The sequence below is a fragment of the Caproicibacterium sp. XB2 genome, from assembly GCF_044880635.1.
Lineage (GTDB): Bacteria > Bacillota > Clostridia > Oscillospirales > Acutalibacteraceae > Caproicibacterium > Caproicibacterium lactatifermentans.
In genome coordinates this window covers 1-23,467 of the sequence record NZ_CP173227.1, presented here as the reverse complement: position 1 = coordinate 23,467, position 23,467 = coordinate 1, and the positions used below count along the sequence as shown (strand labels likewise).

The following is a 23,467-nucleotide window of genomic DNA, read 5'->3' as shown; positions in this document are numbered from 1 at the left end:
CCTATACACAGCCCCTCTTTTTTGTTATAATATAAAAAAGAAAAATTATCACCTTTTTAGGAGGGACCTGCCGATGTCACGAGACCGCTACGATAAAAAGAACCTGAAAATCACCCAATGGGCCGCATTGATTCTGCAGGTCCTTTTTGTCGTGCTGATTTTTTTGCCGGCAGGGAATTTGACAGACAGCCGCCTGCCTGTTAACTCCCTGCAAATGGGCCTGTTGTACCTGAAGTATGGAGACTGGATACACTTTATCGGCGGCCTTCTGTACTGTGTTCCACTGCTTGTGCTTCCTGTTGCCATCTGGCTGATAACTTTCCTGCGCAAAACTCGTTCTAGATACGGTGTGTGCATTGGGATGTGTTCCTGGGAATTCATTTCCTCTTCCATTTTTTACACGGTGGTGGCCCACCGAATGAGCGGCATTCTTACTTTAAAAAGCTGTGTCTGTTATGCAGTTGTTCTGTTGGAAATTTTGAATGCGGCCCTTTTTCTGCACGCTTTTATGCTGGCGTGGAAAAAGCCAAATTGACATTCTTTCTTTCTTTTGATAAAATGGAGAGTAGTTTTCATTTGTCTTCGTAGCTCAGCTGGATAGAGCGACCGCCTCCTAAGCGGTAGGCCGGCGGTTCAAATCCGCCCGAGGACACCACAAACGCCGTGCCGTCAAGGTTTTCGGCGTTTTTCTTTTGTCACCCTCCCGAAAAACAAATCATGCCAATAGACTACAAATGATATAGAACCCTCCTATCGCATCGGACTAAGCGGTAAGAGGGTTTTGCCCTGTATGAAGGATTCTGCGCGCCTTCTCTGCGGAATGATTCTTTATGATTGATTATGATTGAAATTGCTTTATATAATAAGTCTTGTTAGTTTAATTTGCCTTTATGCAAAATATTCAAACAATTTTTCTAAATTTGTGAATATTATTGATTGATATTGAATGTTTTTGATTGTATACTGTAATTATTCACAGAAAGAAGGTGGTCAAATGCTTACGGAAGAACGTTTTTCTATTATTCTGCACATGCTGCAGGATAAGCACTCTGTTACCGTACAGCAACTGTGTGACGTTCTCGGCGCCAGCGAGTCAACGGTTCGCCGTGACCTGCAAACTCTGGACACCCAAGGCCGGCTCAACCGCGTGCACGGCGGCGCAACTTTAGCAAATAACCGCTTTATCGCTGCCGAGGAAACCATGACTACCAAAGAGGCGCAGGCTGTTTCACAGAAAGCTGACATCGGCGCGGCCGCCGCACAGCTGATTTGTCCGGAAGATTTTGCCTACATTGATGCGGGCAGCACCACCCTGCAGCTTGTCAAGTGTCTTTCCGGCAGCGCACTGCACGCTGTTTATGTGACCAACGGTATTGCCCATGCGCGCATCCTGGCACAAAAGGGGTGTCGGGTATATGTACTTGCCGGGCAAGTACGGCCCAGCACAGAAGCGATTGTAGGGGCAGGGGCCATGGCAAACCTGCAGCGCTATCATTTCACAAAGGCCTTTATGGGTGCAAACGGTGTAACCCTGGGGGAAGGTTTCACCACGCCGGATGTGGAGGAAGCCGAGCTGAAAAATACCGCGCTGAACCGTGCGATGGAAACCTGGTTTCTTACAGATGACTCCAAATTCGGCAAAGTTTATGCCGCCGTCATTTGTCCTCTCATAGAGGGTTCCATTTTTACAAATCACCTTCCAAATGAAAAATATCGCCAATATACTTTGGTAAAAGAGAGTGACGTAAAATGATTTATACGATGACTTTTAATCCCGCTATTGATTATGTGGTCCATCTGGAAAATCACCTGCAACCGGGAAAAATTAACCGCTGCACCGATGAGACCTACCAGTTCGGCGGAAAAGGAATCAACGTAGCCGTGATGCTGCGAAATCTGGGTCATGATGCCATTGCACTGGGCTTTATCGCTGGGGAAACCGGAAGCTGGCTGCAAAAAGGACTGCACAATATGGGCCTTTTAACGGATTTTATTCGCCTTCCTTCCGGCATGACGCGTATCAACGTAAAAGTGAAAGATAAGGAAGAAACTGAAATTAACGGCAGTGGTCCGGTCATTTCACCGGCGGATATGAAGCGGCTTTATACCCGACTGGACGCGCTGAAAAGCGGTGATATATTGGTATTAGCGGGCAGCATTCCTGCCTGTCTTGCAAGCGATACCTATGAAAAAATTATGAGGAGACTTGCCGTACGAAATATTCTCGTCGCGGTGGACGCAACACGTGACCTTCTTGTAAATGTCCTCCCATACCAACCGTTTCTGATTAAGCCCAACAGCCACGAGTTGGGTGAAATCTTTGGCCGGGAACTGAAAAGCGACCGGGAAATTACTGAATGTGCCACTAAGCTGCAGGAGCGTGGTGCACGCAACGTGCTGGTAAGCATGGCAAAGGACGGCGCACTTCTGCTGGATGAAACCGGAAAGGTCCACCGAATGGCCGCACCGAGCGGTAAAGTACGCAACAGCGTGGGCGCGGGCGACAGCATGGTAGCTGGCTTCTTGGCCGGCTGGCTGCAAACTGGCAGCTATGAAAAAGCACTGCGCTTAGGAACCGCCGCCGGCAGCGCCACCGCCTGTTCCTTAGGGCTGGCAGGCAAAGAAGAAATCGACGCGATGCTTGCAAAGATGTAGTTTTTTCTGTTTATCTTTTTTGCAAAATTGTTTGCGGAAATTACAAAATTCATTGAATGACAATGGGAGGAGTTAACCATGCGTATCACAGACCTTCTCAGCACCGAATCCATTGCGCTGGATTTCCCCGTGGAAAATCAGACGCAGGTCATTGACAAGCTGGTTTCGCTGCAGGTTACCCACGGTGGCATCACGGACGTGGCGACCTACAAAAAGGCCATCTATGCCCGTGAGGCTGAGGCTTCCACTTATGTGGACTGCGGCATCACAGTGCCCCACGCAAAATGCACTTGCGTGACAAAGCCAAGCCTTGCGGCCCTGCGTCCGAAAACGCCGGTGCAGTATAACCCAGATGACGCGGAAAAAAGCAGCCTGTTTTTTATGATTGCCGCGCCAAACAATAGCAACCTGCACGTGGATTTGCTGGCCCGCATGATGCAGATGCTGATGAATGAAGATTTCGTGGCAAAACTGCACGCCGCCAAAACTCCAAAAGAGTTTCTCTCTGTAATTGACACGCAGGAAGAGGCGCAGTTTGGTAACGAAAGTATCACAAAAGAGGACGCCGGCGTCCCTACCGGCTACCGTGTGCTGGCGGTCACAGCCTGTCCCACCGGCATTGCCCACACCTACATGGCGGCAGAGGCACTCGATAAAGCCGGCAAAAAGCTCGGAATTTCCTGTAAGGTAGAAACAAACGGCTCCGGTGGGGCAAAAAATGTGCTCACCGCCGCCGAGATTGCCGCATGTGACGGCATTATCATTGCGGCGGACAAAAATGTCGAAACCGCCCGTTTTGACGGCAAACCCGTCATTTTCACCCGTGTAGATGACGGCATTCACAAGCCGGAGGAGCTGCTGCGAAAGATTGAAAGCGGCAGCATACCCGTGTTCCACGCACAGGGCGGCAAACCCGCTGAGGAAGCGCAGAACAGCAGTGTCGGTCACACCATCTATAAGCACCTGATGAACGGCATTTCACATATGCTGCCTTTTGTCATTGGCGGCGGCATTCTCATTGCGTTGGCGTTTTTATTTGATGATTACGCCATTAACCCAAAGAATTTCGGCATGAACACCCCGCTTGCGGCTTTCTTTAAGACTATCGGCGGCGCGGCATTCAACTATATGCTGCCTATTCTCTCCGCATTCATTGCCATGTCCATTGCGGACCGGCCCGGTTTGGCAGTTGGTTTTGCCGGCGGTATACTGGCCATGACCGGCACCAACTTTTCGGGACTTGCCAGCGGCGATGCCACAGGCATTTCCGGCGGCTTTTTGGCGGCACTGCTCTCCGGCTTTGTAGCAGGCTACCTAGTGAAATTTCTGGAGAAAACCACCGAAAATATGCCAAAAAGTATGGACGGTATCCGGCCAATGCTTATCTATCCGCTGGGCGGCATCTCGTGTATCGGCATAGTGATGTGTGCTATCAACCCGCTGATGGGCCTCATCAATTCCGGCATTTCCGCTTGGCTGAACTCGATGGGCGGTGTTTCCAAAGTACTGCTGGGCACTATTTTGGGCGGCATGATGAGTGTGGATATGGGCGGCCCTGTTAACAAAGCAGCCTATGTGTTCGGCACGGCGGCTTTGGCCAGCGGCAGCTTTGACGTGATGGCCGCGGTCATGGTCGGTGGCATGGTTCCGCCCCTGGCGATTGCGCTCTCTACCACTTTCTTCCCGAAGAAGTGGACACCCAGCGAACGCCGGAATGGCATTGTCAACTATGTAATGGGCCTGTGCTTTATTTCTGAGGGTGCCATTCCTTATGCCGCAGCCGACCCGCTGCGCGTACTGCCAAGCTGTATTGTCGGTTCCGCTGTTTCTGGTGCACTCTCTATGCTGTTCGGCTGTACACTGCGTGCCCCGCATGGCGGCATCTTTGTGTTCCCAGTGGTAGGGAATCCGCTGATGTACGTAGTTGCTCTGGCTGCTGGCAGCATTGTTGGCGCAGTGATGCTCAGCCTGTTAAAAAAGACACGTACTGATGCCGCATAACGGTATCTTTAAAAACTACAATCAGAAAAAAACCGGAAAGCCCTTTTGAACAGGGCCTTCCGGTTTTTTAAAATTCTGCGGGCTGTTGTCGGTGCAGGGCAGGCGGCTCATTGGTGGGCGGCAGACAGGAGTGTCCAGTACAAACGAAATAGGTTGTTCGCCCATTCAGCAGCGGATAGTCCGCTGTGGGACGCTTCAAAATTGTCACCATAGCGTTTAGGCTGCATTTTTTTAGGAGTTCGCTTACATCTTCATCCGCCGCGGGCACCACCGTGACGTGGTCCGGCGGTGAAAGAAAATCAGAAAGCGCCAGCAGAAAGAATGCGTGTCCCATCGGAATCTCCTCTGCCTGTTTGGACAAAAACGCCAGCTGGCGCCGAGCAAGGTCCTCCCAGTGCGCATCGTCTGTCATTTGGGACAGCCGAACCAGATTGTACGCCATGACCGAGTTGCCGCTGGGCATGGCCCCGTCATACGTTTCTTTGGGGTGCAGAATCAACTCCTCGTTCTTTTTACCCGACAAAAAGAAGCCTCCCTGCTCCTGGTCCCAGAAATCATGCAGTGCCCGCTGGCACAGCCGCTGTGCCTTCACCAAAAACATCGGTTCCTGCGCTGCCTGAGAAAGCTCCAGCAGGGCGAATATGGCGCAGGCATAGTCATTTAGATAGCCGGGACCGCCGCGGACACGGCTGCACCAACTGACATACAAAAAGTTATCTTCACAAAGGTTTGTCCGCAGAAACTGCTCACAGGTCAGCGCCGCATACAGGTACCGCTTACTTCCGGAAACACGCGCAAGCTGTGACAGTGCCGCAATCATCAGCCCGTTCCACGCCGTCAAAATCTTATTGTCCAAGTGAAGACGGCTACGGTGTTTGCGATATAATCGCAAAGGGGGGAGACAGTCCGCCAACGCATGAACATCCTCCATACTTCCCATCAGATGCGGAATGCTTTTTCCATTAAAGTTTCCATACTCGGTAATGCCATAGCAGCGATTGAACGCTTCTCCGGTTTTTTCTCCCAAAATTTTTTGAATCTCAGACGGTGTAAATGCATAGTACCGGCCTTCCGCACCCTCGCTATCTGCATCCTGGGCGCTGTAAAACGCTCCTTCCGGGCTGGTCATCTCCCGCAGCACATAGTCCGCTGTCTGTTTCGCGACCTCCAAATAAAAAGCGTCACCTGTGACATCATAGGCCTTGGCATAGCTCATTATTAACAAGGCATTGTCATAAAGCATTTTTTCAAAGTGCGGAACTTGAAACGCGCGGTCCGTGGAATAGCGGGAAAAACCGAAACCGATATGGTCAAACAGACCGCCCCGATACATCCGGCGCAGTGTCAGTTCCACCATACGGAGCGCGGAGGAATTGCCCGTTTTTTGAAACCGGTCCAATAAAAACAAAAGATTGTGCGGCGTGGGAAATTTCGGGGCTTCTCCAAAACCGCCGTATTCTTCATCAAAACTCTGCTGAAACTGCTGCATTGCCCGGTCCAAAAGAGAATCGTCCACATGGCCGCCGCTGGTTTTTTGCTTGGACAAAAGTTCCGTCAGTTCCTCCGCAGACTGTAGCAGTGCATTCCGGTCCTGTCTCCATTTCCCAGAGATAACCTGCAGCAGCTGCCGGAATCCCACCATCCCCATTTGGCTGTCTTTAGGAAAATAGGTACCGGCAAAAAACGGCTTTTTGTCCGGTGTGAGGAAAACACTCAGCGGCCAGCCGCCGCTGCCGGTCATCGCCAGACAAACGGCCATATAGACGCTGTCCAAATCCGGGCGTTCCTCCCGGTCCACTTTAATGGAAACAAAACTTTTATTAAGCAAAGCTGCAATTTCTTTATCCGCAAAACTTTCCTTTGCCATGACATGGCACCAGTGACAGGTGGAATATCCTATGCTTAAAAAAATTGGCCTGTCCTCCGCTCGTGCTTTGGCAAAGGCCTTTTCCCCCCATGGATACCAGTTGACCGGCTGGTGGGCATGCTGGAGAAGATACGGGCTGGTTTCGTGAATGAGCTGATTTTCGTACATACAAAGCCGCTCCTTCCGCGCAAATATTATCCTATGGAATCTGTGACAAACAAAATGCAAATTATTTCTAGTGTTTGCGAAAGCGGTTTTTCTATACAAAAAGCACTGACAGATGTCAAAGAGGACGGGATTGTTTCCTCTTTTTTCCGTGTATGCTGTACAGATGAACGGGAAAGTTTTAAAATAAGAAAAAGGACCAGAAAGGAGCCGAATTGTATGAAAATTGTCATTGTCGGCGGGGGCTGGGCCGGATGCGCCGCCGCTGTGCGTGCCGCCAAGGCAGGTGCAGAAACCGTTCTGCTGGAGCGCACCGATATGTTGCTGGGTACCGGGCAGGTGGGCGGTATTATGCGGAATAACGGGCGCTGGACCGCCGCTGAGGAATGCATTGCCATGGGCGGCGGCGAGTTGTTTCAGCTGATTGACAGTTGCTGCCGTCACAAAAACATCTCCTTTCCCGGCCACGCGCACGCCAGCCTTTACGACGTTGGCAAAACGCCCGGAAAAACGGAACAGTATCTGCGCAGTCTCGGCATTCATCTGCGGTTTCAATCCCGCGTGACCGGCGTCGAACTGGACGGCAGCCAGCTAAAAGCTGTGAAGCTGCAGGACGGCACCCGCTTCTCGGCGGACGCTTTTCTGGATACCACCGGCACAGCCGGTCCCACACAAAACTGCACAAAATACGGCAACGGCTGTGCCATGTGTATTCTGCGGTGCCCCAGTTTCGGCGGAAGAATCAGCCTGACCGGCCTGTGCGGCATTCCGGAAATGCACGGGAAAAAAGCTGACGGCTCCATTGGCGCCATGAGCGGCTCCTGCAAGCTGATGAAAGGCTCGCTGGCGCCGGAAATTGTGGAGCAGCTGGACCGGGATGGTGTGGTGGTTGTTCCGCTGCCTCCGGAACTGTGTGAAGACCATCTCTCCCTAAAGGCGTGCCAGCAGTACGCTTTACCCGCTTACTCACAGAATCTGGTCCTGCTGGACACTGGCCACGCCAAGCTGATGACACCGTATTTTACGCTGGCGCAGCTGCACAAAGTGCCCGGTTTTGAAACCGCGCGGTACGAGGACCCATACGCTGGCGGAAAAGGCAATTCCATGCGGTTCTTCGCCATGGCGCCGCGGGACGATACGCTGAGGGTACAGGGCATGGACAACCTGTTCTGTGCCGGAGAAAAGGCGGGGCTGCTGGTTGGCCACACGGAGGCCATTGCAACCGGTACGCTGGCCGGATGGAATGCGGTTCAGTGTGCCCGCGGTCTTCCGCTTTTAACACTGCCCGATACACTGGCTGTGGGGGACGCTGTTCACTTTGTGCGGGAACAGATGAAAACCGAGGAAGGCGTACGGAAAAAATTCACTTTTTCCGGCTCGGTCCTTTTCGCGCATATGAAGGAGCGAGGCTTATACACAACCAATACTGTGGAAGTGCAAGAACGTGTCGCGGAAGCCGGCCTGACCAATGTCTTTGCCGGTGAGCAAATCAGTCATGATAAAAATCGCACTTGATTGTAAAATTTTTTCCTATACTTGATTTTATTGTAAAAATAGCCTACAATAAAATAAGAAACTATATCCCCTGAAAAACAGATGAAAGGAAGGCGCAAACAAGATGGACACAAAGAAGAAGCTAACCAAACAGGACTTGAAAGATAAGCTGGAACCGGTAAGCGAGGCCATGGCCAAGGCTTCCCAAACCGTAAGCGACATGGCGCGCGAAACCGCAGGAAAAGCCGCTTCTGCCGCCAGAGACGCCGCTGAGAAAGCCGAGCCGACCGTAAAGGCCGTTGGGCAGACAATCCGTGACACCGGAAAAAAGGCCACTGAGGCAGGCCGGAGGGCCGCTTCTGCACTGGTTCCGGAGGTTTATGTACAGTGGGGCAACCGCGAAGTACAGACCGCAGACCTGATAGAACGTGCCAAAACAGATTATCATATGACCAACAAGGGTGCCATTTATTCCTGCCGCCTGTACGTCAAACCAGAGGATGGCATTGTGTATTATGTCATTAACGGAAAAGAAGGAAAAATTTATCTCTGATAAATCCAAATAAACAGGAAAAAGTCCGAACAGCTGTTTTTAAAAGAAGCTGTTCGGACTTTTTTATTGTTTACATACTGCGTGTCGTAATCAGATTGACGCCGGTCCCGCAGATGTCCTGCAAAACAACCTGCCCACGGGAAACAGGCGCCTGCAGTTCCACCTTTTCCAAAGCTTTCATGACTGCGGGCACCTGCTTTTTGGGAACGGCCTGTTCAGTTTTAACTGGACAGCGCGGGTGCAGACCGCCCCGAATACGCACAGTGCTGGTAACAATGCGTACGGGATTGGTTGCTTCCTGCCGACCGTAAACAGCGCCGTTCGGGCAGCCGTTGCCTGTCACGCGATAGTCCTGCATCTCATCTACCTGAAGGCGGCAGCCTTTCGGACAGCAGGTACAGATAATTTCTTTCATAGCATCTATGCCTCCTCTACCTGTACGGTCAGCGTATCCTGCGGCGCCTTTTCCAACAGAACACGGGGAAGAGAAATATGCTCCATTTCACCGGGCGTAACACGCTCCCGCGGATAACGCGCCGTTACGGCATCGCCGCTTCTTACTACAATGCTGCTCTTTCCAAAAATACGGCGGGCACGGAACGAAACCGTCACTGTCTTTTCCACATGATTCAGACGCACCCGCTGCGGCACCGTATAGCCCACACCACTGCCGGGTTGAAGCTCCAGCACACGACCGCCGGACGGCTCGCCGCACCGTACATAATGGGCAGCGGCCGTGCCGGCTTTTTCACTTTCATCGGAAACGAAATCCACCAAATCATGTACCTGCACAACGTTGCCGCAGGAAAAAATGCCGGGAATGCTGGTTTCCATATCTTCATAGACCACAGCGCCCTTTGTGTGCGGGTCCATGCAGATACCAGCCTGCCGCGTCAGCTCGTTTTCGGGAATGAGGCCGACACTCAGCAGGATGGTGTCACAGTCAAAGGTGATTTCCGTTCCGGGAATGGGTTTGCGATCCGGTCCCACTTTAGCAACAACCGCCTTTTCGACACGGTTCTGTCCCTGTATATCGACAATGGTATGAGAAAGGTACAGCGGAATATGAAAGTCCTGCAGACACTGCACAATGTTTCGTGTCAGGCCGCTGGAATAGGGCATCAGTTCCACACAGGCCAACACCTTGGCACCCTCCAGTGTCATGCGGCGTGCCATAATCAGACCGATGTCGCCGCTGCCGAGAATCAGCACGCGTTTGCCGACCAGATATCCCTCTATATTGGCGTACCTCTGTGCGGTGCCAGCCGTGTAAATACCGGCCGGCCGGGTTCCCGGTATGCCGATTGCACCGCGGGGACGCTCCCGACAACCCATGCACAGCAAAACAGCCTTTGCTTCCAGGACACGGTATCCGTCTTTCTGTGAAACACAGTGTACCTTTTTGTCCGGTGTCACAGCCAGCACCATCGTATCCAAGCTGACCTGCACCTGTGTATCCTGCAGCATATCGATAAACCGGCCGGCGTACTCCGGGCCGGTCAGCTGCTCACCAAACCGGTGCAGACCGAACCCGTTGTGAATGCACTGGTTCAGAATGCCGCCCAGTTCTTTGTCCCGCTCGATAATTAAAATACGGCGAAGACCGCTTTGATAAGCCCGGTACGCAGCCGCCAAACCGGCAGGACCGCCGCCGACAATAATCAAATCATACATGAGGATTCCCTCCCTGTTTGGTTTCGCAGGCCAGCACATAGCTGCCGTCACGGTCCTGCTGTACCTGCAGCGGGTCCATATGCAGTTCCCGGCACAGAAGTTCCAGCACACGCGGTCCGCAGAAGCCTCCCTGACAGCGCCCCATGCCCGCATTGCAGCGGCGCTTGACACCGTCAATCGTCCACGCAGGCACTTCACTGTGAATGGCCTGCAAAATTTCGCCTTCTGTAACAGTTTCACAGCGGCAGATAATACGACCGTACGCGGGGTACTCCTGTACCAACCTCTTTTTACCCTCCGGCGACAGCTGGCGGAAGCGAATATGACGGCGGCCGTCCCGATACTCTTTTTTCCGATCCGGCAGGTCATGCTTGTCCCGCAAAATTTTGACCACTTCCTGTCCAATGGCCGCAGCCGAGGACAGGCCGGGGGATTTGATTCCCGCAAGGTCAATAAAGTTCGGCACGTCCGGTGCCTCGCCGATGATAAAGTCGTCCGTGTCCACGTTGGCACGCACGCCCGCAAAGCTGCGGACCGCGTCCCCCAGCTGAAAGCCCGGCACACTGCGTCTGGCACTTTCTTCGACAAAATGCAGTCCGGCGGCCGTACAGGACCGGTTCTCCTCTTCCACTTCTTCCGCATTCGGGCCAATCAGCAGATTGCCATCCACTGTTGGTGTAACCAAAACGCCTTTTCCAAATTTTCCAGGGCACTGAAAAATCGTAGAATGTACCAAATTGCCCTCGTTTTTGTCCAAAACATAGTACTCGCCGCGGGTGGGGAGGATATGAAAACGCGGCTGGCAAATCAGATTATGTATTTTTTCCGAATACACACCCGCTGCATTGATGACATACCGGCTTTCAATCGTCCCGCCGGGGACTGTCAGCGAAAAGACACCGTCTTTTTTGCGGATGGCGGAAACAGGACTGCGCCGCAAAAGCTTTGTGCCGTTCCGCACGGCCACTTCTATCATGGCCAGCGCATACTCCCACGGGCTGACAATACCGGCGCTGGGCGCCCACAAGGCACCCAAAACCTGTTTGGAAAGGTTCGGTTCTTTTTGCAGCGTTTCCTGTGCGGAAAGCAGCTGCATATCCGGCACACCGTTTGCCAGACCATTTTCATACAAATGCCGCAGCCGCGGCAGGTCCTCCGGTGAAAGTGCCAGCACCATGCTGCCGCATACCCGATAGGGAACGTCCAGCCGGCTGCAGATTTTCTTTGCCAGCGCAATGCCTTTGACATTCAGCTGTGCCATGCGGGTTCCCGGCTCCGGGTCAAATCCCGCGTGAAGAATGGCGCTGTTTGCCTTGGTCGCACCCTCCGCAACGTCATTTTCCGCCTCCAACACCACCACGTTCAGGTCATAGTGGGAAAGGACATAGGCCGCCGCCGCACCGACTACGCCGCAGCCGATAATTGCTGCATCATACATATTGCATTCCTCCTGTCCTGTAAAATAAACCCCCGTGCTTCAAAAAAGAGCAAAACAAACAAAGGCCGGAAAAGCCCTCATCTGTTTTGCTCCGTGTTTCATGAAAAGCTCTGTATTTCCATTAACCTGCAAAAATACCTTTCCAGCGGTTTTCGGTTACAGCTTTCCCTCTTTGACCAGCTGTGCTGTACGCAGAATCGCCGCATACGTCTTTGCATCGTGTATTTCGCCGCGCGCAGCCATTGCCTCGGCCTCTCGCAGGGGAACACGCTCAACATCCAGGAACTCGCCCTTATCCAACTGCTGACAGCCCTGCCCGGTAATGCGGCAGGCATACAGATACAGTTTTTCATTGGTATAGCCGGGCGAAGGGTACAGCACCGCAAGCGGAAGGTAGGTTTCCGCAGACGTGCCGGTTTCCTCCAGCTGCTCCCGTTTACACGCTTCCAGCGGGTCCTCGCCGAGGCGGTCCAGCTTGCCAGCCGGAACCTCTACCACTGCCTCATGGTAGGGGTATCGAAACTGCCGAACCAAAAGAATTTCATCTTTTGGCGTAATGGCCGCCACACACACACCGCCCGGGTGGTCGATACATTCCCGTACGGAAACGCTGCCGTCCTCCAGCTGTACTTTATCCACGTGCATCTGCAGGATTCGGCCATGGTACATATACTTTTGTTCCAGCGTTTTTTCTGTCTGTATCATCTGCTTCACCTCAGCGGGTATTTTTTTGCAGGTCAGTTTTCTTCCTGCTCTTCAGGCTGCTGGTCTTCCGTTTCAGCTGAATCGTCAGCGCCTTCCGTTTCATCGTCATTGTCACCGCTGTCCGGCAGTTCGTCCATTTGCACGTCTTCCTCATGCTCTGTACGGGCAAGCGTGACAACTTTGTCGGTGCCGTTCAGCCGCATTACTTTGACACCCTTGCTCGGACGGGAACAAATACGAATGGAATCTGCCGGAATACGGATAAGAATGCCGTCCTCCGAAATTAAAATAATATCGTCTGTCAGGTCCACAACTTTAATGCCGGCCACACAGCCATATTTATCAATATGGTAGTTCGTAAGACCCTTGCCGCCACGGTTTTGAATGCGGTAATCTTCAATCGGTGACAGACGGCCAAAGCCAGTTTCACTGACTGTCAGCACACGGCCGCCTTCCCGCAGGATACTCATGCCGACAACGTAGTCGCTTTCTTTCAGGGTAATCGCCTTAACACCGCGCGCCGCACGGCCCATTGGACGCACATCATTTTCATTAAACCGAATGGCCATACCAAAATGGGTAGCAACCAGCAGCTCATCATCGCCGCTTGTCAGACGCACCCAGCACAGCTCGTCACCGTCGTCCAAACCCAGCGCAATCACGCCGCCCTTCCGCGCCGTATTATACGCGGACAGCGCTGTGCGCTTAATAATGCCATTGCGGGTAACCATACACAGATAACTTTCATCGTCAAACTCCGGCACACGAATCATGGAGGTGACACTTTCGCCCTGTGAAATCGGCAGCAGGTTGGCAATATTGACACCCTTGCTGGTACGGCTGCCCTCCGGCACTTCATAGCACTTCAGACGGTACACACGGCCAAAATTGGTAAAGAACAAAACATAATCATGGCTGCCGCACACAAACATCTCACTGGCAAAATCCTCATCCCGACGTGTCATAGCACTGATGCCCCGTCCGCCGCGGTTCTGTGTGTGATAGGTATCCGCCGCCAGACGCTTGGCATAACCGAAGTTCGTCAGTGTCAGCACACATTCCTCGTCTGGAATCAGGTCCTCAATATCCACTTCACCGGAAACAGAAACAATTTCGGTGCGGCGTTCATCGCCGAACTTTTTCTTGACATTCTGCGCGTCTTCCTTAATGATAGCAAGGACACGCTCCTCGTGTGCCAAAATATCGCGCAGGTCCGCCACTTTTGCCTCTATGGCAGCCAGTTCTTCTTCCAGTTTTTTGCGTTCCAAACCGGTCAGGGCACCCAAAGGCATCTGCACAATGGCCTGTGTTTGTATATCGTCCAACCCAAAACGTTCCGTCATACGCGCACGCGCCGCAGCACGGTCACGGCTGGAACGGATAATGGCAATAATCTCATCGATATTATCGACGGCAATTTTTAATCCTTCCAGAATATGCGCACGGGCCAGTGCCTTTTTCAAGTCATACTTTGTCCGGCGTGTAATGACGTCCTTCTGAAAGGCCACATATTCCTGCAAAATCTGCTTTAAGGTCAGCAGTTTTGGCTCGCCGCTGTAGCTGCCATGTGCACCGACAATCGCCAGCATATTGACGCTGAAGGTTGTCTGCAGCTGGGTGTAAGAATACAGCTGGTTCAGGATAATCTGAGGGGAAGCGTCCCGCTTGAGCGTAATAAGAATATGCATGCCGTTGCGGTCTGAATGGTCCTCAATGTTGGAAATGCCAGTAATGCGCTTGTTTTTAACAAGGTCCGCCATGTTTTCAATCAGGCGTGCTTTGTTGACCTGATAGGGCAGTTCCGTAACAACAATGCTGAAGCGGCCGTTTTTCTCCTCCACAATTTCCGCGCGGGCACGCACCGTGATGCGGCCGCGTCCGGTTGCATAAGCGGCACGGATACCCGCACGGCCCATAATGATACCGGCTGTCGGGAAATCTGGTCCCTTAATGTACTGCATCAGACCTTCCAGGCCGATATCCGGATCGTCAATAAGGGCACAGACGCCGTCCAGAACTTCTCCCATATTGTGCGGTGGAATATTGGTTGCCATACCGACCGCAATACCCGTGGAGCCGTTGACCAGCAAGTTTGGAAAATGGCCGGGCAGTACCGTGGGTTCCTTGCGGCTGTCATCAAAGTTCGAACCAAAATCGACCGTATCCTTATCAATATCGCGCAGCATTTCTACGGACAGGCGGCTCATACGGGATTCTGTATAACGGTAAGCAGCCGGCGGGTCACCGTCCACGGAGCCAAAGTTGCCGTGGCCGTCTACCAGCATATAGCGCATGGAAAAATCCTGTGCCAAACGTACCAGCGCGTCATACACAGAGGCGTCGCCGTGCGGATGATACCGGCCCAGCACGTCGCCGACGGTGGTTGCACATTTTTTATAGGGCTTATCCGGTGTAATGCCGTCCTCATACATGGCGTACAGAATCCGGCGGTGGACAGGCTTCAGCCCGTCCCGTACATCCGGTAATGCACGCTGTACAATGACCGACATAGAATATGCCATAAAGGATTTTTGTACTTCCTTTTCCAGGTCTACATCGATAATTTTTGATTTATTTTCATTTTGTATTTCATCCATGAAAGGACTTCCTCCCGTACACCAATGTACACAATGTTCCGCTGTGGTCTGTCCGGCGAAACAACGGCCGTGTCAGGAACACGCCGTATAAAAAGCAGATTTATTTTCTAACCCGGCGGGTTCCGACACAAAGCATAGCCTCCACGTCTGCCAAAACGCCCGGCTCCACACTGCGCAGCGGAATAACCAACAAGTGCTTTTTGGGGCCGCTGCCGGACTTTTCACTATACTGCAACAGCGCCAGTCCCTTGTACAGCATACTGCAGGCAGAGCCATCCAGCGGAATGGAAATTTTTTCATTGCCGTAGGTTCCCTCTATTACATCCGGGTAAATATTTAGTACATACTCCTGACAATCATAGTTTTTCTGAACAAATCTGCGAATAGCGAACCGCGGAAAAACAGCCGAAAAGATACCGACTACCAAAAACATCACAACAAACAACAGCATAGCGGGAAGTGACCGCAGACTAAATTCTGCCAGAAAAGCGGCCGCCGCGACAAATGAAACAATGGAAATGCCGCACAGCAAAAACCGTTTGCTTCGGTTCATGCCCTCCCGCAGAAGGGCACGGCACAGCTCCTCTTTCGTCAGCTTATAGCGGATACGGACTGCAGTCATCTTTTCCTCATATGCCTGCGCATCCTCGTCCGGGACCATGCGTGCCTCACTGCCGTCCCATCGGATGCCGTCGTCGTCTGCGTCCTGCTGCTCCGGTTGCGGAGGCTTTACAGCCTCTTCCTCGATTTGTTTTTCGCTCATTCTCTATAAACTCCTTTGTCCGTTTCGGCCTCAATTTTTACCGAATGAATATGTTTTTATTATACCAGATTTTCGGGCAAATGAAAACACCCGCCGCACAGTGGAAGCTGTGTCCTTTTGTCAAACATCCAAATTTTCCGTATATTTGGCGTTCTCCTCGATATACTGCCGGCGTGGGGCAACCTTATCACCCATTAGCACTGTAAAGGCAGCGTCCGCAGCTGTAGCATCCTCCACTTCTACCCGGCGCATAATGCGTGTTTCAGGGTTCATGGTCGTTTCCCACAGCTGCTCCGGGTCCATTTCGCCCAGACCTTTGTACCGCTGCATATCGGTCTGGCCAAGCTCCTGCATCAGCTGGTCGCGCTGCTCATCCGAATAAGCGTAATAGTACTGCTTGTTTTTCATTAGGCGGTACAGCGGCGGCTGTGCAAGATAGATATGGCCCTGCTCCACCAGCGGCTGCATAAAACGATAAAAGAATGTAAGCAGCAGAATACGGATATGGGAACCGTCAACATCGGCATCGGCCATAATGATGATTTTTCCATAGCGCAGCTTTGTCATATCAAAGTCGTCGCCAATACCGGTGCCCAGTGCCGTAACGATTGGCATCAGTTTTTCATTGCCGTAAACTTTGTCCAGCCGCGCCTTTTCCACGTTCAGCATTTTGCCCCACAGGGGGAGAATTGCCTGGAACTTACGGTCACGTCCCATTTTCGCGGAGCCGCCTGCGGAATCACCTTCCACGATGTAGATTTCGGTTTCTTCCGGGTCACGGCTTTGGCAGTCTGCCAGCTTGCCGGGAAGGCTGGCGGTTTCCAAAACAGATTTGCGGCGGACCAGATCCCGCGCTTTCCGTGCCGCTGCACGGGCACGGGAAGCGGCCAGCGATTTTTCAAAGATAGCTTTGCCAACACCCGGATGTTCTTCCAAATAAGTTGAAAGTTTATCTCCTACAACTGAGTTGACCAGCGTGCCAATTTCCGTATTGCCGAGTTTGGCCTTCGTCTGGCTTTCAAACTGGGCATCTTTGACCTTAATGCTGATAATCGCCGTCAGGCCCTCCCGCACATCATCACCGCTCAGGTTTTCATCGCTGTCCTTCAACAGGTTGTGCTGATGCGCATAGGTGTTCATCACGCGGGTAAGTGCACGTTTAAAGCCCTCCACATGGGTGCCGCCGTCCGTTGTATGGACGTCATTGGCAAAGGAGAGGAGCATTTCGTTGTAGGAATCCGTGTACTGTATGGCAATTTCCGCTGTGGAATTGCCGTCCGGCGCCGTAGCGGAAAAATGAATGACATCCGGATGAACCGGCTCCTTATCTTTATTGATAAACTCCACAAAGCTAGACAGACCGCCCTCATAGCAAAAACGGTTGGAAATGATATTTTCCGGGTCACGTTCATCCGTCAGAACGATATTGATGCCGGCATTTAAGAAAGCCTGCTCCCGCAGCCGTTTCTGCAGGATTTCATATTTGTACACAGTGGTGTCCTGAAAAATATCCGGGTCCGCCTGAAAACGGACATTGGTGCCGCTCTGACCAGGCTGAGATTCACCAATAATTTTGAGGTCACAGGCTACTTTACCGCGCTCAAAGCGCTGAAAATAAACTTTTCCTTCATGAATGACCTTGACCTCCAGCCAGGAGGACAGCGCATTGACAACCGAGGCACCTACGCCGTGCAGGCCGCTGGAAACCTTATATCCGCCGCCGCCGAACTTGCCGCCGGCGTGCAGAACAGTATAAACGACTGTCACGGCGGGCATGCCGGTTTTATGCTCCACACCCACTGGAATGCCGCGGCCGTTGTCGGTGACATTGATGATATTTCCCGGTTCTATCTTTACATCGATACGGTCACAGAAGCCCGCCAAAGCTTCATCAACGGCGTTATCGACAATTTCATACACCAGATGGTGCAAACCGCGCTCACCGGTAGAGCCGATATACATACCCGGACGCTTGCGAACAGCCTCCAGTCCTTCCAGGACCTGAATCTGGTCTGCGTTATACGTTTCCTCTGCGTGTGTTACCTGATTGATCTTCAAAGCTGAAACCTCCTGCGGGGAGCCAAACAACAAACCGGGCCGGCACAAAGCTGCGCCGGCACCTGACTCCAATTTTTCATTCTTTCAACTCTAGTATGTAAATTCGTCTTCCGCTAAGAAGGCGATTTTTCAAAGACGACCGTCCAGCCGCGAAAACACCAAAGCACCGTTGCCAGCGCCGCTGTCAGTACCCAGATGCCAACCAGTGGAACACCTGCCTGCAGCAGAAAAAAATCACACACACACATGGCCACAGCCAAAGAGATGAAGGCCGCCATGCGTTTTCCGCTGCGGAAAGCGTGTATCAGCCGGCCGCACACCGGACACTGCAGATGTCCGCTTTTGCGGGCCGCCCGGCAGCGTTCCATCTGGGTATAATGTGCACCGCACCATGGGCAGCACGAAGCCTGTTTACGGGTTTTCATGCGGATTTTCCTCCGATTCTTCCAGTGGGGCACGGTAACTGTGGTATTTTCCGGAGGGAGTTTTTGCATCTGTCTTTTTGTAGAAGACCGGTTCTGCTTCTTCGCCAAGGTTCTCCTCAAACTGATGCAGCAGTTCTTCTGGTACCTTTTCTTGTTTTTGTTTCTGTGCTTTGATTGTCCGAAGCGGCGGAACTGGTGACATTTCGTCAATCTGTCCCATTTGGATAGTGGGGTCCTCATGGACAGGCTCAGGGCTTTCCTCATATACCGCAACAGGGCGGTCATACAGAGAAGGCACACTGACGGTTGGTTCTTCTTTGTGGTCACAAACGGACGTAAAACCTCCGGTAATGCTGTTTGGCGCGCGTCTTTTCACGGGACGCCGTGGAATAACTGGACGGCGTAATTCTACATAACGGGCAGACAGCAGGTAAAAAATCAAAAACGGCAGAAAAACCAGCGGCGGAGAGTACCATGTAAAATGGCGCACAAAGACTTCTTCAATCAGCAGCACTGCTGCTGCAGCCAGTACCATAACAACTGCCAGCCGGTAAATACCAGCGTTTAGATGAATGTTTGAAATGCCTTTGCACTTGGTACAGCGGTACTCCCCCCGGTTCTTCAGTACAAAGGCAATCAGTGGATTTACTTTTTTCCCACAGTATGGGCAGCGTGGGCCTCTGTTTTGTTTCATTTTATCGGCTCCTGTCTGTCAGTGTTCACGTTTCTCAGTTCTTTTTCAAAGCTCGCGCGCCTCAGCAGAGTGGCTGAGCTGATAGGGGTAATGTAAACGGTTTCCCGGCCGCCCGGCGGACAGCACAAGACAAAACTTTTTGGCATATCCATGGAAACATTGACAACATGGCCTGCTTTTTCGCTGTTTGCTAAATAAACGCGCGTGGAAGAAGAAATTGTAGAAGTTTCCATGTCAAAAATGCCGAGGATATCTTCACTTCGTATCACCGTGTTCTGTCCCAGATGAAGATACATAAACTTCTCCTTTCCGTTTTTCCGGCCCTGCAGCGGTTACCATTCCGTTCTCTACCCGAAACAATCCACCGCTGTGCAGATTCATTGCCTGCTGCGGTTCACAGCAGGTAATAAATACCTGATACTGCGAAAGGTGATTCAGCAGATAGTCCTGCCGTGCACTGTCCAGTTCACTCAAGACATCATCCAGCAGGACAGCCGGCTTTTCACCGGTGCATTCTTCCAAAATGTGCGCTTCGGCCAGTTTGAGTGCAAGTACAATGCTGCGCTTCTGTCCTTGGGAGGCATAGGAGCGGGCTGAACTGTCATTCAGCTGCAGGACCATGTCGTCCCGATGCGGACCCGCGCCGGTAAAGCCCTGCCGAATATCCTGCTTATGCTCTTTTTGCAGGTTGTCTGCAAAATTTGGTGCAGAAGCATGGTAAAAAATCTGCAGGGATTCTGCACCGTGACTGAGTCCGGCATACACGGAGGACGCAAAAACAGACAGCCGGCTGAGAAACGCTTTCCGCTGTGAAACAATTCGTTCACCATCCTGCACCAGCCGTGCGTCCCATATCGGCAGCGTATCTTCCAGCTCCCAATGACGAGGAATATCCTTCAACAGGGCATTCCGCTGCGAAAGCGCCCGGTGGTAGCGGCTGAGGATTCCAGCATATCCGGGCTTCATCTGGCAAAGCGCCGCGTCCATAAAGCTGCGCCGATTTGCCGGACCGCCGCGTACCAGCGCCAGATGTTCCGGTGAAAAAATAACCGCATAAACGTGTCCAACCAATTCACCAGGAGAATGCAGTGCAATGCCATTAAGAAGTACCTGTCGTCTTCCGCCGGCAATGCGGATTTCCGCAGACTGCTCCCGCTCCTCACTGTAAAAGGAGAGAAGAAGCCGTGCACCTGCCGCGCCGTGACGTACCAGTTCGCTGTCCTTCGCACCGCGAAAGCTGCGGCCGCCGGTAAAAATCCACAGTGCTTCCAGCAAGTTTGTTTTGCCCTGGGCGTTCTGCCCCCATAGGACATTTCCTTCCGGCTTCGGTGAAAAACAGAGCGGCGCTAAATTGCGGTAATCCCGGCAGGAAAGGGAAACGATTCTCACTCCGCTACCTCAAAGATACTGCCTCCATAGGAAGCCGTGTCACCGGGGTGCAGCTTTTTACCGCGCATGGTGCAAACCTCATCATTAACCTGTACCTCACCGTTCTGAATCACATATTTGGCACGGCCGCCGGTGTCCACCGCCCCCGCCAGCTTTAGCAGCGCATCCAAACGGATATAAGGTGTACTAATTGTTATTATTTTCCTATTCATATTATTTTAATCCTCAATCGTTGTTTTAATAGAGAAAATTTTTAGTCCTCAGAAGCTTTCAGGCGGACCGGAAGCACTAGGAAAAGAAAGCTGTTTCCTTCCATCGGCAGTACCTTCATAGGTGAAAGCGGACCGTTCAGCTCAATTTTCACTTGATCTCCCTCAGCATTGCGCAGAGCATCCAGCAGATAATGATTGTTAAAGCCCATCTCGACAGAATTTCCTGTCAGTTGTGCCGGGAACTGGTCGCTTGCGCGCCCGATAGGCGTATAGCTGGACAGTCGAACTGTATCTTCATCAAACAGGCAGCGGATTGGGCTTTTCAGCCGGTCAGTAATCAGCAGGGAAACACGCTCTACACTGTCGATAAAATCGCTGGTTTTGACCGTAATGGTCGTGCTGCTGGTCTGCGGGATAGCTGCACGATAATCTAGAAATTCGCCTTCCAGTAGACGTGCAATGACCGTATAACTGCCAATGATAAACAGAATGTGACGGCTTCCGACCTGTATGGTGCAGGGTTCGTCAGTTTCCAGCAGCAGTTTGCTGACTTCTTGCAGTGCCTTTCCCGGCACGACAAAGGAAAGGTCCTGCTCCTCACTGCTTACCATTTCTTCCCGGATAGCTAAACGATAGCCGTCTACGCTGACCAAACGGATTTTTCCGTTCCCGATTTCAAATAGGGTGCCGGTGTGAATCGGCTTGGCGTCACTCTCGGCAACAGCAAAAATGGTCTGCCGAATCATATTTTTTAAGACTTGGCTGGAAATGCGAATGCTCCGTTCGCTGGAAACGTGGGGAAGCTCCGGATATTCTTCTGCAGGAATGCCGACGATGGAAAAATGGCTTTGTCCGCTTTGAATGGTTGTAACGTTGTGGTCGTCCGCCGCAATGTGTACGCTGGCATCCGGTAAACGACGTACAATATCACCAAATAGACGAGCGGACAGAACAACTGTACCGATTTCGGAAATATCTGCGGGGATTTCCGTAGTCATTCCCAGCATTTCGGCATCGTAGCCGTACAGGAAAATGCTATTTTGCTTTGCCTTTAATAGAATGCCCTGCAGGGCAGGGATGGAACTCTTTGAAGATACAGCACGCTGTACATTTAATACAGCTTCCGTCAGCAGCTGACGGTCACAGGTGAATTTCATAGAAGGACAGCCTCCGTTTACTGAGAGTATAATTTGAAAGAGATAGATTTAGAAATAGTAGTAAGGGCTTTGGAAAAGTTGAAAGACGGGAAAAGGCCCGGAAAACACTGCGAAAAGAGAGAAAAAATTTTAAACTGCGGACAGTTTGGAATTTGTGAAAAAGAATCAACACAATCCACATTTCAACGCACTGTTGAAAACTCGGTGGAGAAAGTTGAAAACAAGTTGAAGAATAAAGATGAAAATATACAAGGAATAGACGAATAAATATACGAAAAAATGAATACTGATAAGTATAAAAAATCAGCGGTCCCGTATATTTTTGATGATATCTTCGACAGTGGCACGCATCCGGGGGTTCTTCTTGATATTTTTCTCGACCTGCTGGATAGCGTACACGACCGTAGAGTGGTCACGTCCGCCAAATTCTGCGCCAATGCGCGCCATTGGCATTTGCGTAATTTCACGCACAACATACATAGCGACCTGCCGCGCACTGCTGATGTTGGCACTGCGTTTGCTGGAACGGATGTCTTCCGGTGTTGTGCCGAACGTACGGCTGACTTCCTCTATGATTTTTTCGATGGTGACCGGTACAGGCTGGTCATTGTTAATGATGTCACTGATAGCGGCCTGTGCGGTGCTGATATTCAGAGGATAGCCGTTCAGAAGGTGGTATGCCTTCATTTTTTTGACTGCACCCTCCAGCTGGCGGATGTTGTCCTTCAAGCGGTTGGCCATATATTCGTTTACATTGTCGTCCAGTGAGATTCCCAGCAGCTCTGCCTTGCGCTTAATAATAGCGATGCGCGTTTCAAAATCCGGCGGCTGGATATCAGCAGTCAAACCCCACTCAAAACGGGTGAGCAGCCGTTCTTCCAGGGTAGCAATATCCTTTGGTGGGCGGTCACTGGTCAGAACAATCTGCTTTTTTGCCTCATATAAGGTATTGAATGTGTGGAAGAACTCCTCCTGGGTGGAGTCCTTGCCGGCGATGAACTGAATATCATCCACCAAAAGGACGTCGGCATTGCGGTAACGGTTGTGAAACTCAGCTGTGGTACCCTTTTGAATGGCATCAATCAATTCATTGGTAAATTCGTCGCCTTTGATGTACACAATATCCATATTAGGAGAATTCTTTTTAATTTCGTTGCAGATGGCATACAGAAGATGTGTTTTTCCAAGGCCGGAGTTGCCGTAGATGAACAGCGGATTGTAAAGTTCAGCCGGTTTTGTGGCAACAGCCATGCTGGCAGCATGGGCAAACTTATTGCTGGGGCCTACGATAAATGTGTCGAACGTATATTCATAGTTTTCTGCGCCCGGCTGACCGCTTTCCGCCTGTTTTTTAGGCGCAAGGTCTTCATCGGTGCGCAGGTCAATTTTGATGTCTGATGTTCCGAAAACTTCCCAGAATGCCTCTTTGATGGTATCCAGGTAGTAGTGGGTAATGGTTTTTCGGTGAAAATCGTTTGGAACTTTCAGTACCGCGGTCCCGCTGGAAAAGTCCAGATTAACAGGCTCAATGCGCGAAATCCAGGTGGTGTAGGCCACCTCTGTAATCTTGGTTTTACAGTAGTCGCAGATAAGCCCCCAGGCCTCTGTGAAGGAATCCAT

General features: G+C 51.6%; 22 protein-coding genes and 1 tRNA gene. 8 read left to right on the top strand and 15 right to left on the bottom strand.

Going from position 1 to position 23,467, the window contains the following annotated elements; all coding sequences use genetic code 11:
• Window positions 1–73: 73 nt before the first annotated feature.
• The 5 genes from ACIHKT_RS00115 to ACIHKT_RS00095 all read left to right on the top strand — a co-directional run bounded on the left by ACIHKT_RS00115 (window position 74) and on the right by ACIHKT_RS00095 (window position 4,656).
• Entirely contained in the window at window positions 74–535 is a 462-nt protein-coding gene (locus ACIHKT_RS00115; RefSeq protein WP_086034835.1) for a hypothetical protein, read from the top strand.
• A 43-nt stretch (window positions 536–578) separates the two neighbouring features.
• Window positions 579–655 (top strand) — tRNA-Arg (locus tag ACIHKT_RS00110).
• 339 nt (window positions 656–994) lie between these two features.
• A complete protein-coding gene (locus ACIHKT_RS00105) occupies window positions 995–1,753 on the top strand; it encodes a DeoR/GlpR family DNA-binding transcription regulator (protein WP_086034834.1) in 759 nt (252 codons plus the stop codon).
• Window positions 1,750–2,655: a 1-phosphofructokinase gene (gene pfkB / locus ACIHKT_RS00100; RefSeq protein WP_086034833.1), complete on the top strand. Its 906-nt coding sequence runs from the start codon at window positions 1,750–1,752 to the stop codon at window positions 2,653–2,655. The genes ACIHKT_RS00105 and pfkB overlap by 4 nt, the downstream gene beginning before the upstream one ends.
• Before the next feature lie 78 nt (window positions 2,656–2,733).
• Window positions 2,734–4,656: a fructose-specific PTS transporter subunit EIIC gene (locus ACIHKT_RS00095; protein ID WP_086034832.1), complete on the top strand. Its 1,923-nt coding sequence runs from the start codon at window positions 2,734–2,736 to the stop codon at window positions 4,654–4,656.
• Between the two features lie 67 nt (window positions 4,657–4,723).
• On the opposite strand, the gene ACIHKT_RS00090 is transcribed toward ACIHKT_RS00095, so the two are convergent.
• The gene (locus tag ACIHKT_RS00090) at window positions 4,724–6,691 is read right to left on the bottom strand and encodes a thioredoxin domain-containing protein (protein ID WP_174403105.1); all 1,968 of its coding nucleotides are present in this window, start codon (window positions 6,689–6,691) and stop codon (window positions 4,724–4,726) included.
• A 216-nt stretch (window positions 6,692–6,907) separates the two neighbouring features.
• On the opposite strand from ACIHKT_RS00090, the gene ACIHKT_RS00085 reads away from it, so the two are divergent.
• Both ACIHKT_RS00085 and ACIHKT_RS00080 read left to right on the top strand, forming a co-directional pair.
• On the top strand, window positions 6,908–8,203 hold the full coding sequence (locus tag ACIHKT_RS00085; RefSeq protein ID WP_404352476.1) for an FAD-dependent oxidoreductase: 1,296 nt from the start codon (window positions 6,908–6,910) through the stop codon (window positions 8,201–8,203).
• A gap of 103 nt (window positions 8,204–8,306) precedes the next feature.
• The gene (locus ACIHKT_RS00080; RefSeq protein WP_086034830.1) at window positions 8,307–8,735 is read left to right on the top strand and encodes a DUF6465 family protein; all 429 of its coding nucleotides are present in this window, start codon (window positions 8,307–8,309) and stop codon (window positions 8,733–8,735) included.
• 70 nt (window positions 8,736–8,805) lie between these two features.
• Here the strand turns inward: ACIHKT_RS00080 and ACIHKT_RS00075 are convergent, their stop codons facing one another.
• The 13 genes from ACIHKT_RS00075 to dnaN all read right to left on the bottom strand — a co-directional run bounded on the left by ACIHKT_RS00075 (window position 8,806) and on the right by dnaN (window position 21,847).
• Window positions 8,806–9,150, bottom strand: a complete 345-nt coding sequence (locus ACIHKT_RS00075; protein WP_086034829.1) for a DUF1667 domain-containing protein — start codon at window positions 9,148–9,150, stop codon at window positions 8,806–8,808.
• Window positions 9,151–9,155: 5 nt separating this feature from the next.
• Complete coding sequence (locus ACIHKT_RS00070) at window positions 9,156–10,409, bottom strand: NAD(P)/FAD-dependent oxidoreductase (protein ID WP_086034828.1); 1,254 nt, start codon at window positions 10,407–10,409, stop codon at window positions 9,156–9,158.
• Entirely contained in the window at window positions 10,402–11,847 is a 1,446-nt protein-coding gene (locus tag ACIHKT_RS00065) for an NAD(P)/FAD-dependent oxidoreductase (RefSeq protein WP_086034827.1), read from the bottom strand. Before ACIHKT_RS00065 ends, ACIHKT_RS00070 begins: the two co-directional genes overlap by 8 nt.
• A gap of 156 nt (window positions 11,848–12,003) precedes the next feature.
• On the bottom strand, window positions 12,004–12,552 hold the full coding sequence (locus ACIHKT_RS00060) for an NUDIX domain-containing protein (protein WP_086034826.1): 549 nt from the start codon (window positions 12,550–12,552) through the stop codon (window positions 12,004–12,006).
• A 32-nt stretch (window positions 12,553–12,584) separates the two neighbouring features.
• The gene (gene gyrA, locus ACIHKT_RS00055; protein WP_404352473.1) at window positions 12,585–15,149 is read right to left on the bottom strand and encodes a DNA gyrase subunit A; all 2,565 of its coding nucleotides are present in this window, start codon (window positions 15,147–15,149) and stop codon (window positions 12,585–12,587) included.
• Between the two features lie 100 nt (window positions 15,150–15,249).
• Window positions 15,250–15,912: a hypothetical protein gene (locus tag ACIHKT_RS00050; protein ID WP_086034824.1), complete on the bottom strand. Its 663-nt coding sequence runs from the start codon at window positions 15,910–15,912 to the stop codon at window positions 15,250–15,252.
• 120 nt (window positions 15,913–16,032) lie between these two features.
• The gene (gene gyrB, locus ACIHKT_RS00045) at window positions 16,033–17,970 is read right to left on the bottom strand and encodes a DNA topoisomerase (ATP-hydrolyzing) subunit B (protein WP_086034823.1); all 1,938 of its coding nucleotides are present in this window, start codon (window positions 17,968–17,970) and stop codon (window positions 16,033–16,035) included.
• Between the two features lie 113 nt (window positions 17,971–18,083).
• On the bottom strand, window positions 18,084–18,395 hold the full coding sequence (locus tag ACIHKT_RS00040; RefSeq protein ID WP_404352471.1) for a hypothetical protein: 312 nt from the start codon (window positions 18,393–18,395) through the stop codon (window positions 18,084–18,086).
• Entirely contained in the window at window positions 18,382–19,089 is a 708-nt protein-coding gene (locus tag ACIHKT_RS00035) for a hypothetical protein (protein WP_174192568.1), read from the bottom strand. Before ACIHKT_RS00035 ends, ACIHKT_RS00040 begins: the two co-directional genes overlap by 14 nt.
• Entirely contained in the window at window positions 19,086–19,385 is a 300-nt protein-coding gene (remB, locus tag ACIHKT_RS00030; protein WP_086034820.1) for an extracellular matrix regulator RemB, read from the bottom strand. Before remB ends, ACIHKT_RS00035 begins: the two co-directional genes overlap by 4 nt.
• On the bottom strand, window positions 19,345–20,478 hold the full coding sequence (recF, locus tag ACIHKT_RS00025; protein ID WP_086034819.1) for a DNA replication/repair protein RecF: 1,134 nt from the start codon (window positions 20,476–20,478) through the stop codon (window positions 19,345–19,347). The genes remB and recF overlap by 41 nt, the downstream gene beginning before the upstream one ends.
• On the bottom strand, window positions 20,475–20,690 hold the full coding sequence (locus tag ACIHKT_RS00020) for an RNA-binding S4 domain-containing protein (RefSeq protein ID WP_086034818.1): 216 nt from the start codon (window positions 20,688–20,690) through the stop codon (window positions 20,475–20,477). The genes recF and ACIHKT_RS00020 overlap by 4 nt, the downstream gene beginning before the upstream one ends.
• Before the next feature lie 41 nt (window positions 20,691–20,731).
• Entirely contained in the window at window positions 20,732–21,847 is a 1,116-nt protein-coding gene (gene dnaN, locus ACIHKT_RS00015) for a DNA polymerase III subunit beta (protein WP_086034817.1), read from the bottom strand.
• 33 nt (window positions 21,848–21,880) lie between these two features.
• Between dnaN and ACIHKT_RS00010 the strand changes: the two genes are divergently transcribed.
• Window positions 21,881–22,114 (top strand): hypothetical protein, encoded by a 234-nt coding sequence (locus ACIHKT_RS00010; protein ID WP_404352468.1) that lies wholly within the window; start codon window positions 21,881–21,883, stop codon window positions 22,112–22,114.
• A 36-nt stretch (window positions 22,115–22,150) separates the two neighbouring features.
• Here ACIHKT_RS00010 and dnaA read toward each other — a convergent pair whose 3' ends face one another.
• On the bottom strand, window positions 22,151–23,467 hold the full coding sequence (gene dnaA / locus ACIHKT_RS00005; protein WP_086034815.1) for a chromosomal replication initiator protein DnaA: 1,317 nt from the start codon (window positions 23,465–23,467) through the stop codon (window positions 22,151–22,153).

Excerpts from the sequence above, each read along its gene's own strand:
- ACIHKT_RS00115 (WP_086034835.1), top strand. The coding sequence starts at position 74 with ATGTCACGAGACCGCTACGATAAAAAGAACCTGAAAATCACCCAATGG.
- ACIHKT_RS00105 (WP_086034834.1), top strand. The coding sequence starts at position 995 with ATGCTTACGGAAGAACGTTTTTCTATTATTCTGCACATGCTGCAGGAT.
- pfkB (WP_086034833.1), top strand. The coding sequence starts at position 1,750 with ATGATTTATACGATGACTTTTAATCCCGCTATTGATTATGTGGTCCAT.
- ACIHKT_RS00095 (WP_086034832.1), top strand. The coding sequence starts at position 2,734 with ATGCGTATCACAGACCTTCTCAGCACCGAATCCATTGCGCTGGATTTC.
- ACIHKT_RS00090 (WP_174403105.1), bottom strand. The coding sequence starts at position 6,691 with ATGTACGAAAATCAGCTCATTCACGAAACCAGCCCGTATCTTCTCCAG.
- ACIHKT_RS00085 (WP_404352476.1), top strand. The coding sequence starts at position 6,908 with ATGAAAATTGTCATTGTCGGCGGGGGCTGGGCCGGATGCGCCGCCGCT.
- ACIHKT_RS00080 (WP_086034830.1), top strand. The coding sequence starts at position 8,307 with ATGGACACAAAGAAGAAGCTAACCAAACAGGACTTGAAAGATAAGCTG.
- ACIHKT_RS00075 (WP_086034829.1), bottom strand. The coding sequence starts at position 9,150 with ATGAAAGAAATTATCTGTACCTGCTGTCCGAAAGGCTGCCGCCTTCAG.
- ACIHKT_RS00070 (WP_086034828.1), bottom strand. The coding sequence starts at position 10,409 with ATGTATGATTTGATTATTGTCGGCGGCGGTCCTGCCGGTTTGGCGGCT.
- ACIHKT_RS00065 (WP_086034827.1), bottom strand. The coding sequence starts at position 11,847 with ATGTATGATGCAGCAATTATCGGCTGCGGCGTAGTCGGTGCGGCGGCG.
- ACIHKT_RS00060 (WP_086034826.1), bottom strand. The coding sequence starts at position 12,552 with ATGATACAGACAGAAAAAACGCTGGAACAAAAGTATATGTACCATGGC.
- gyrA (WP_404352473.1), bottom strand. The coding sequence starts at position 15,149 with ATGGATGAAATACAAAATGAAAATAAATCAAAAATTATCGATGTAGAC.
- ACIHKT_RS00050 (WP_086034824.1), bottom strand. The coding sequence starts at position 15,912 with ATGAGCGAAAAACAAATCGAGGAAGAGGCTGTAAAGCCTCCGCAACCG.
- ACIHKT_RS00040 (WP_404352471.1), bottom strand. The coding sequence starts at position 18,395 with ATGAAAACCCGTAAACAGGCTTCGTGCTGCCCATGGTGCGGTGCACAT.
- ACIHKT_RS00035 (WP_174192568.1), bottom strand. The coding sequence starts at position 19,089 with ATGAAACAAAACAGAGGCCCACGCTGCCCATACTGTGGGAAAAAAGTA.
- remB (WP_086034820.1), bottom strand. The coding sequence starts at position 19,385 with ATGTATCTTCATCTGGGACAGAACACGGTGATACGAAGTGAAGATATC.
- ACIHKT_RS00020 (WP_086034818.1), bottom strand. The coding sequence starts at position 20,690 with ATGAATAGGAAAATAATAACAATTAGTACACCTTATATCCGTTTGGAT.
- dnaN (WP_086034817.1), bottom strand. The coding sequence starts at position 21,847 with ATGAAATTCACCTGTGACCGTCAGCTGCTGACGGAAGCTGTATTAAAT.
- dnaA (WP_086034815.1), bottom strand. The coding sequence starts at position 23,467 with ATGGATTCCTTCACAGAGGCCTGGGGGCTTATCTGCGACTACTGTAAA.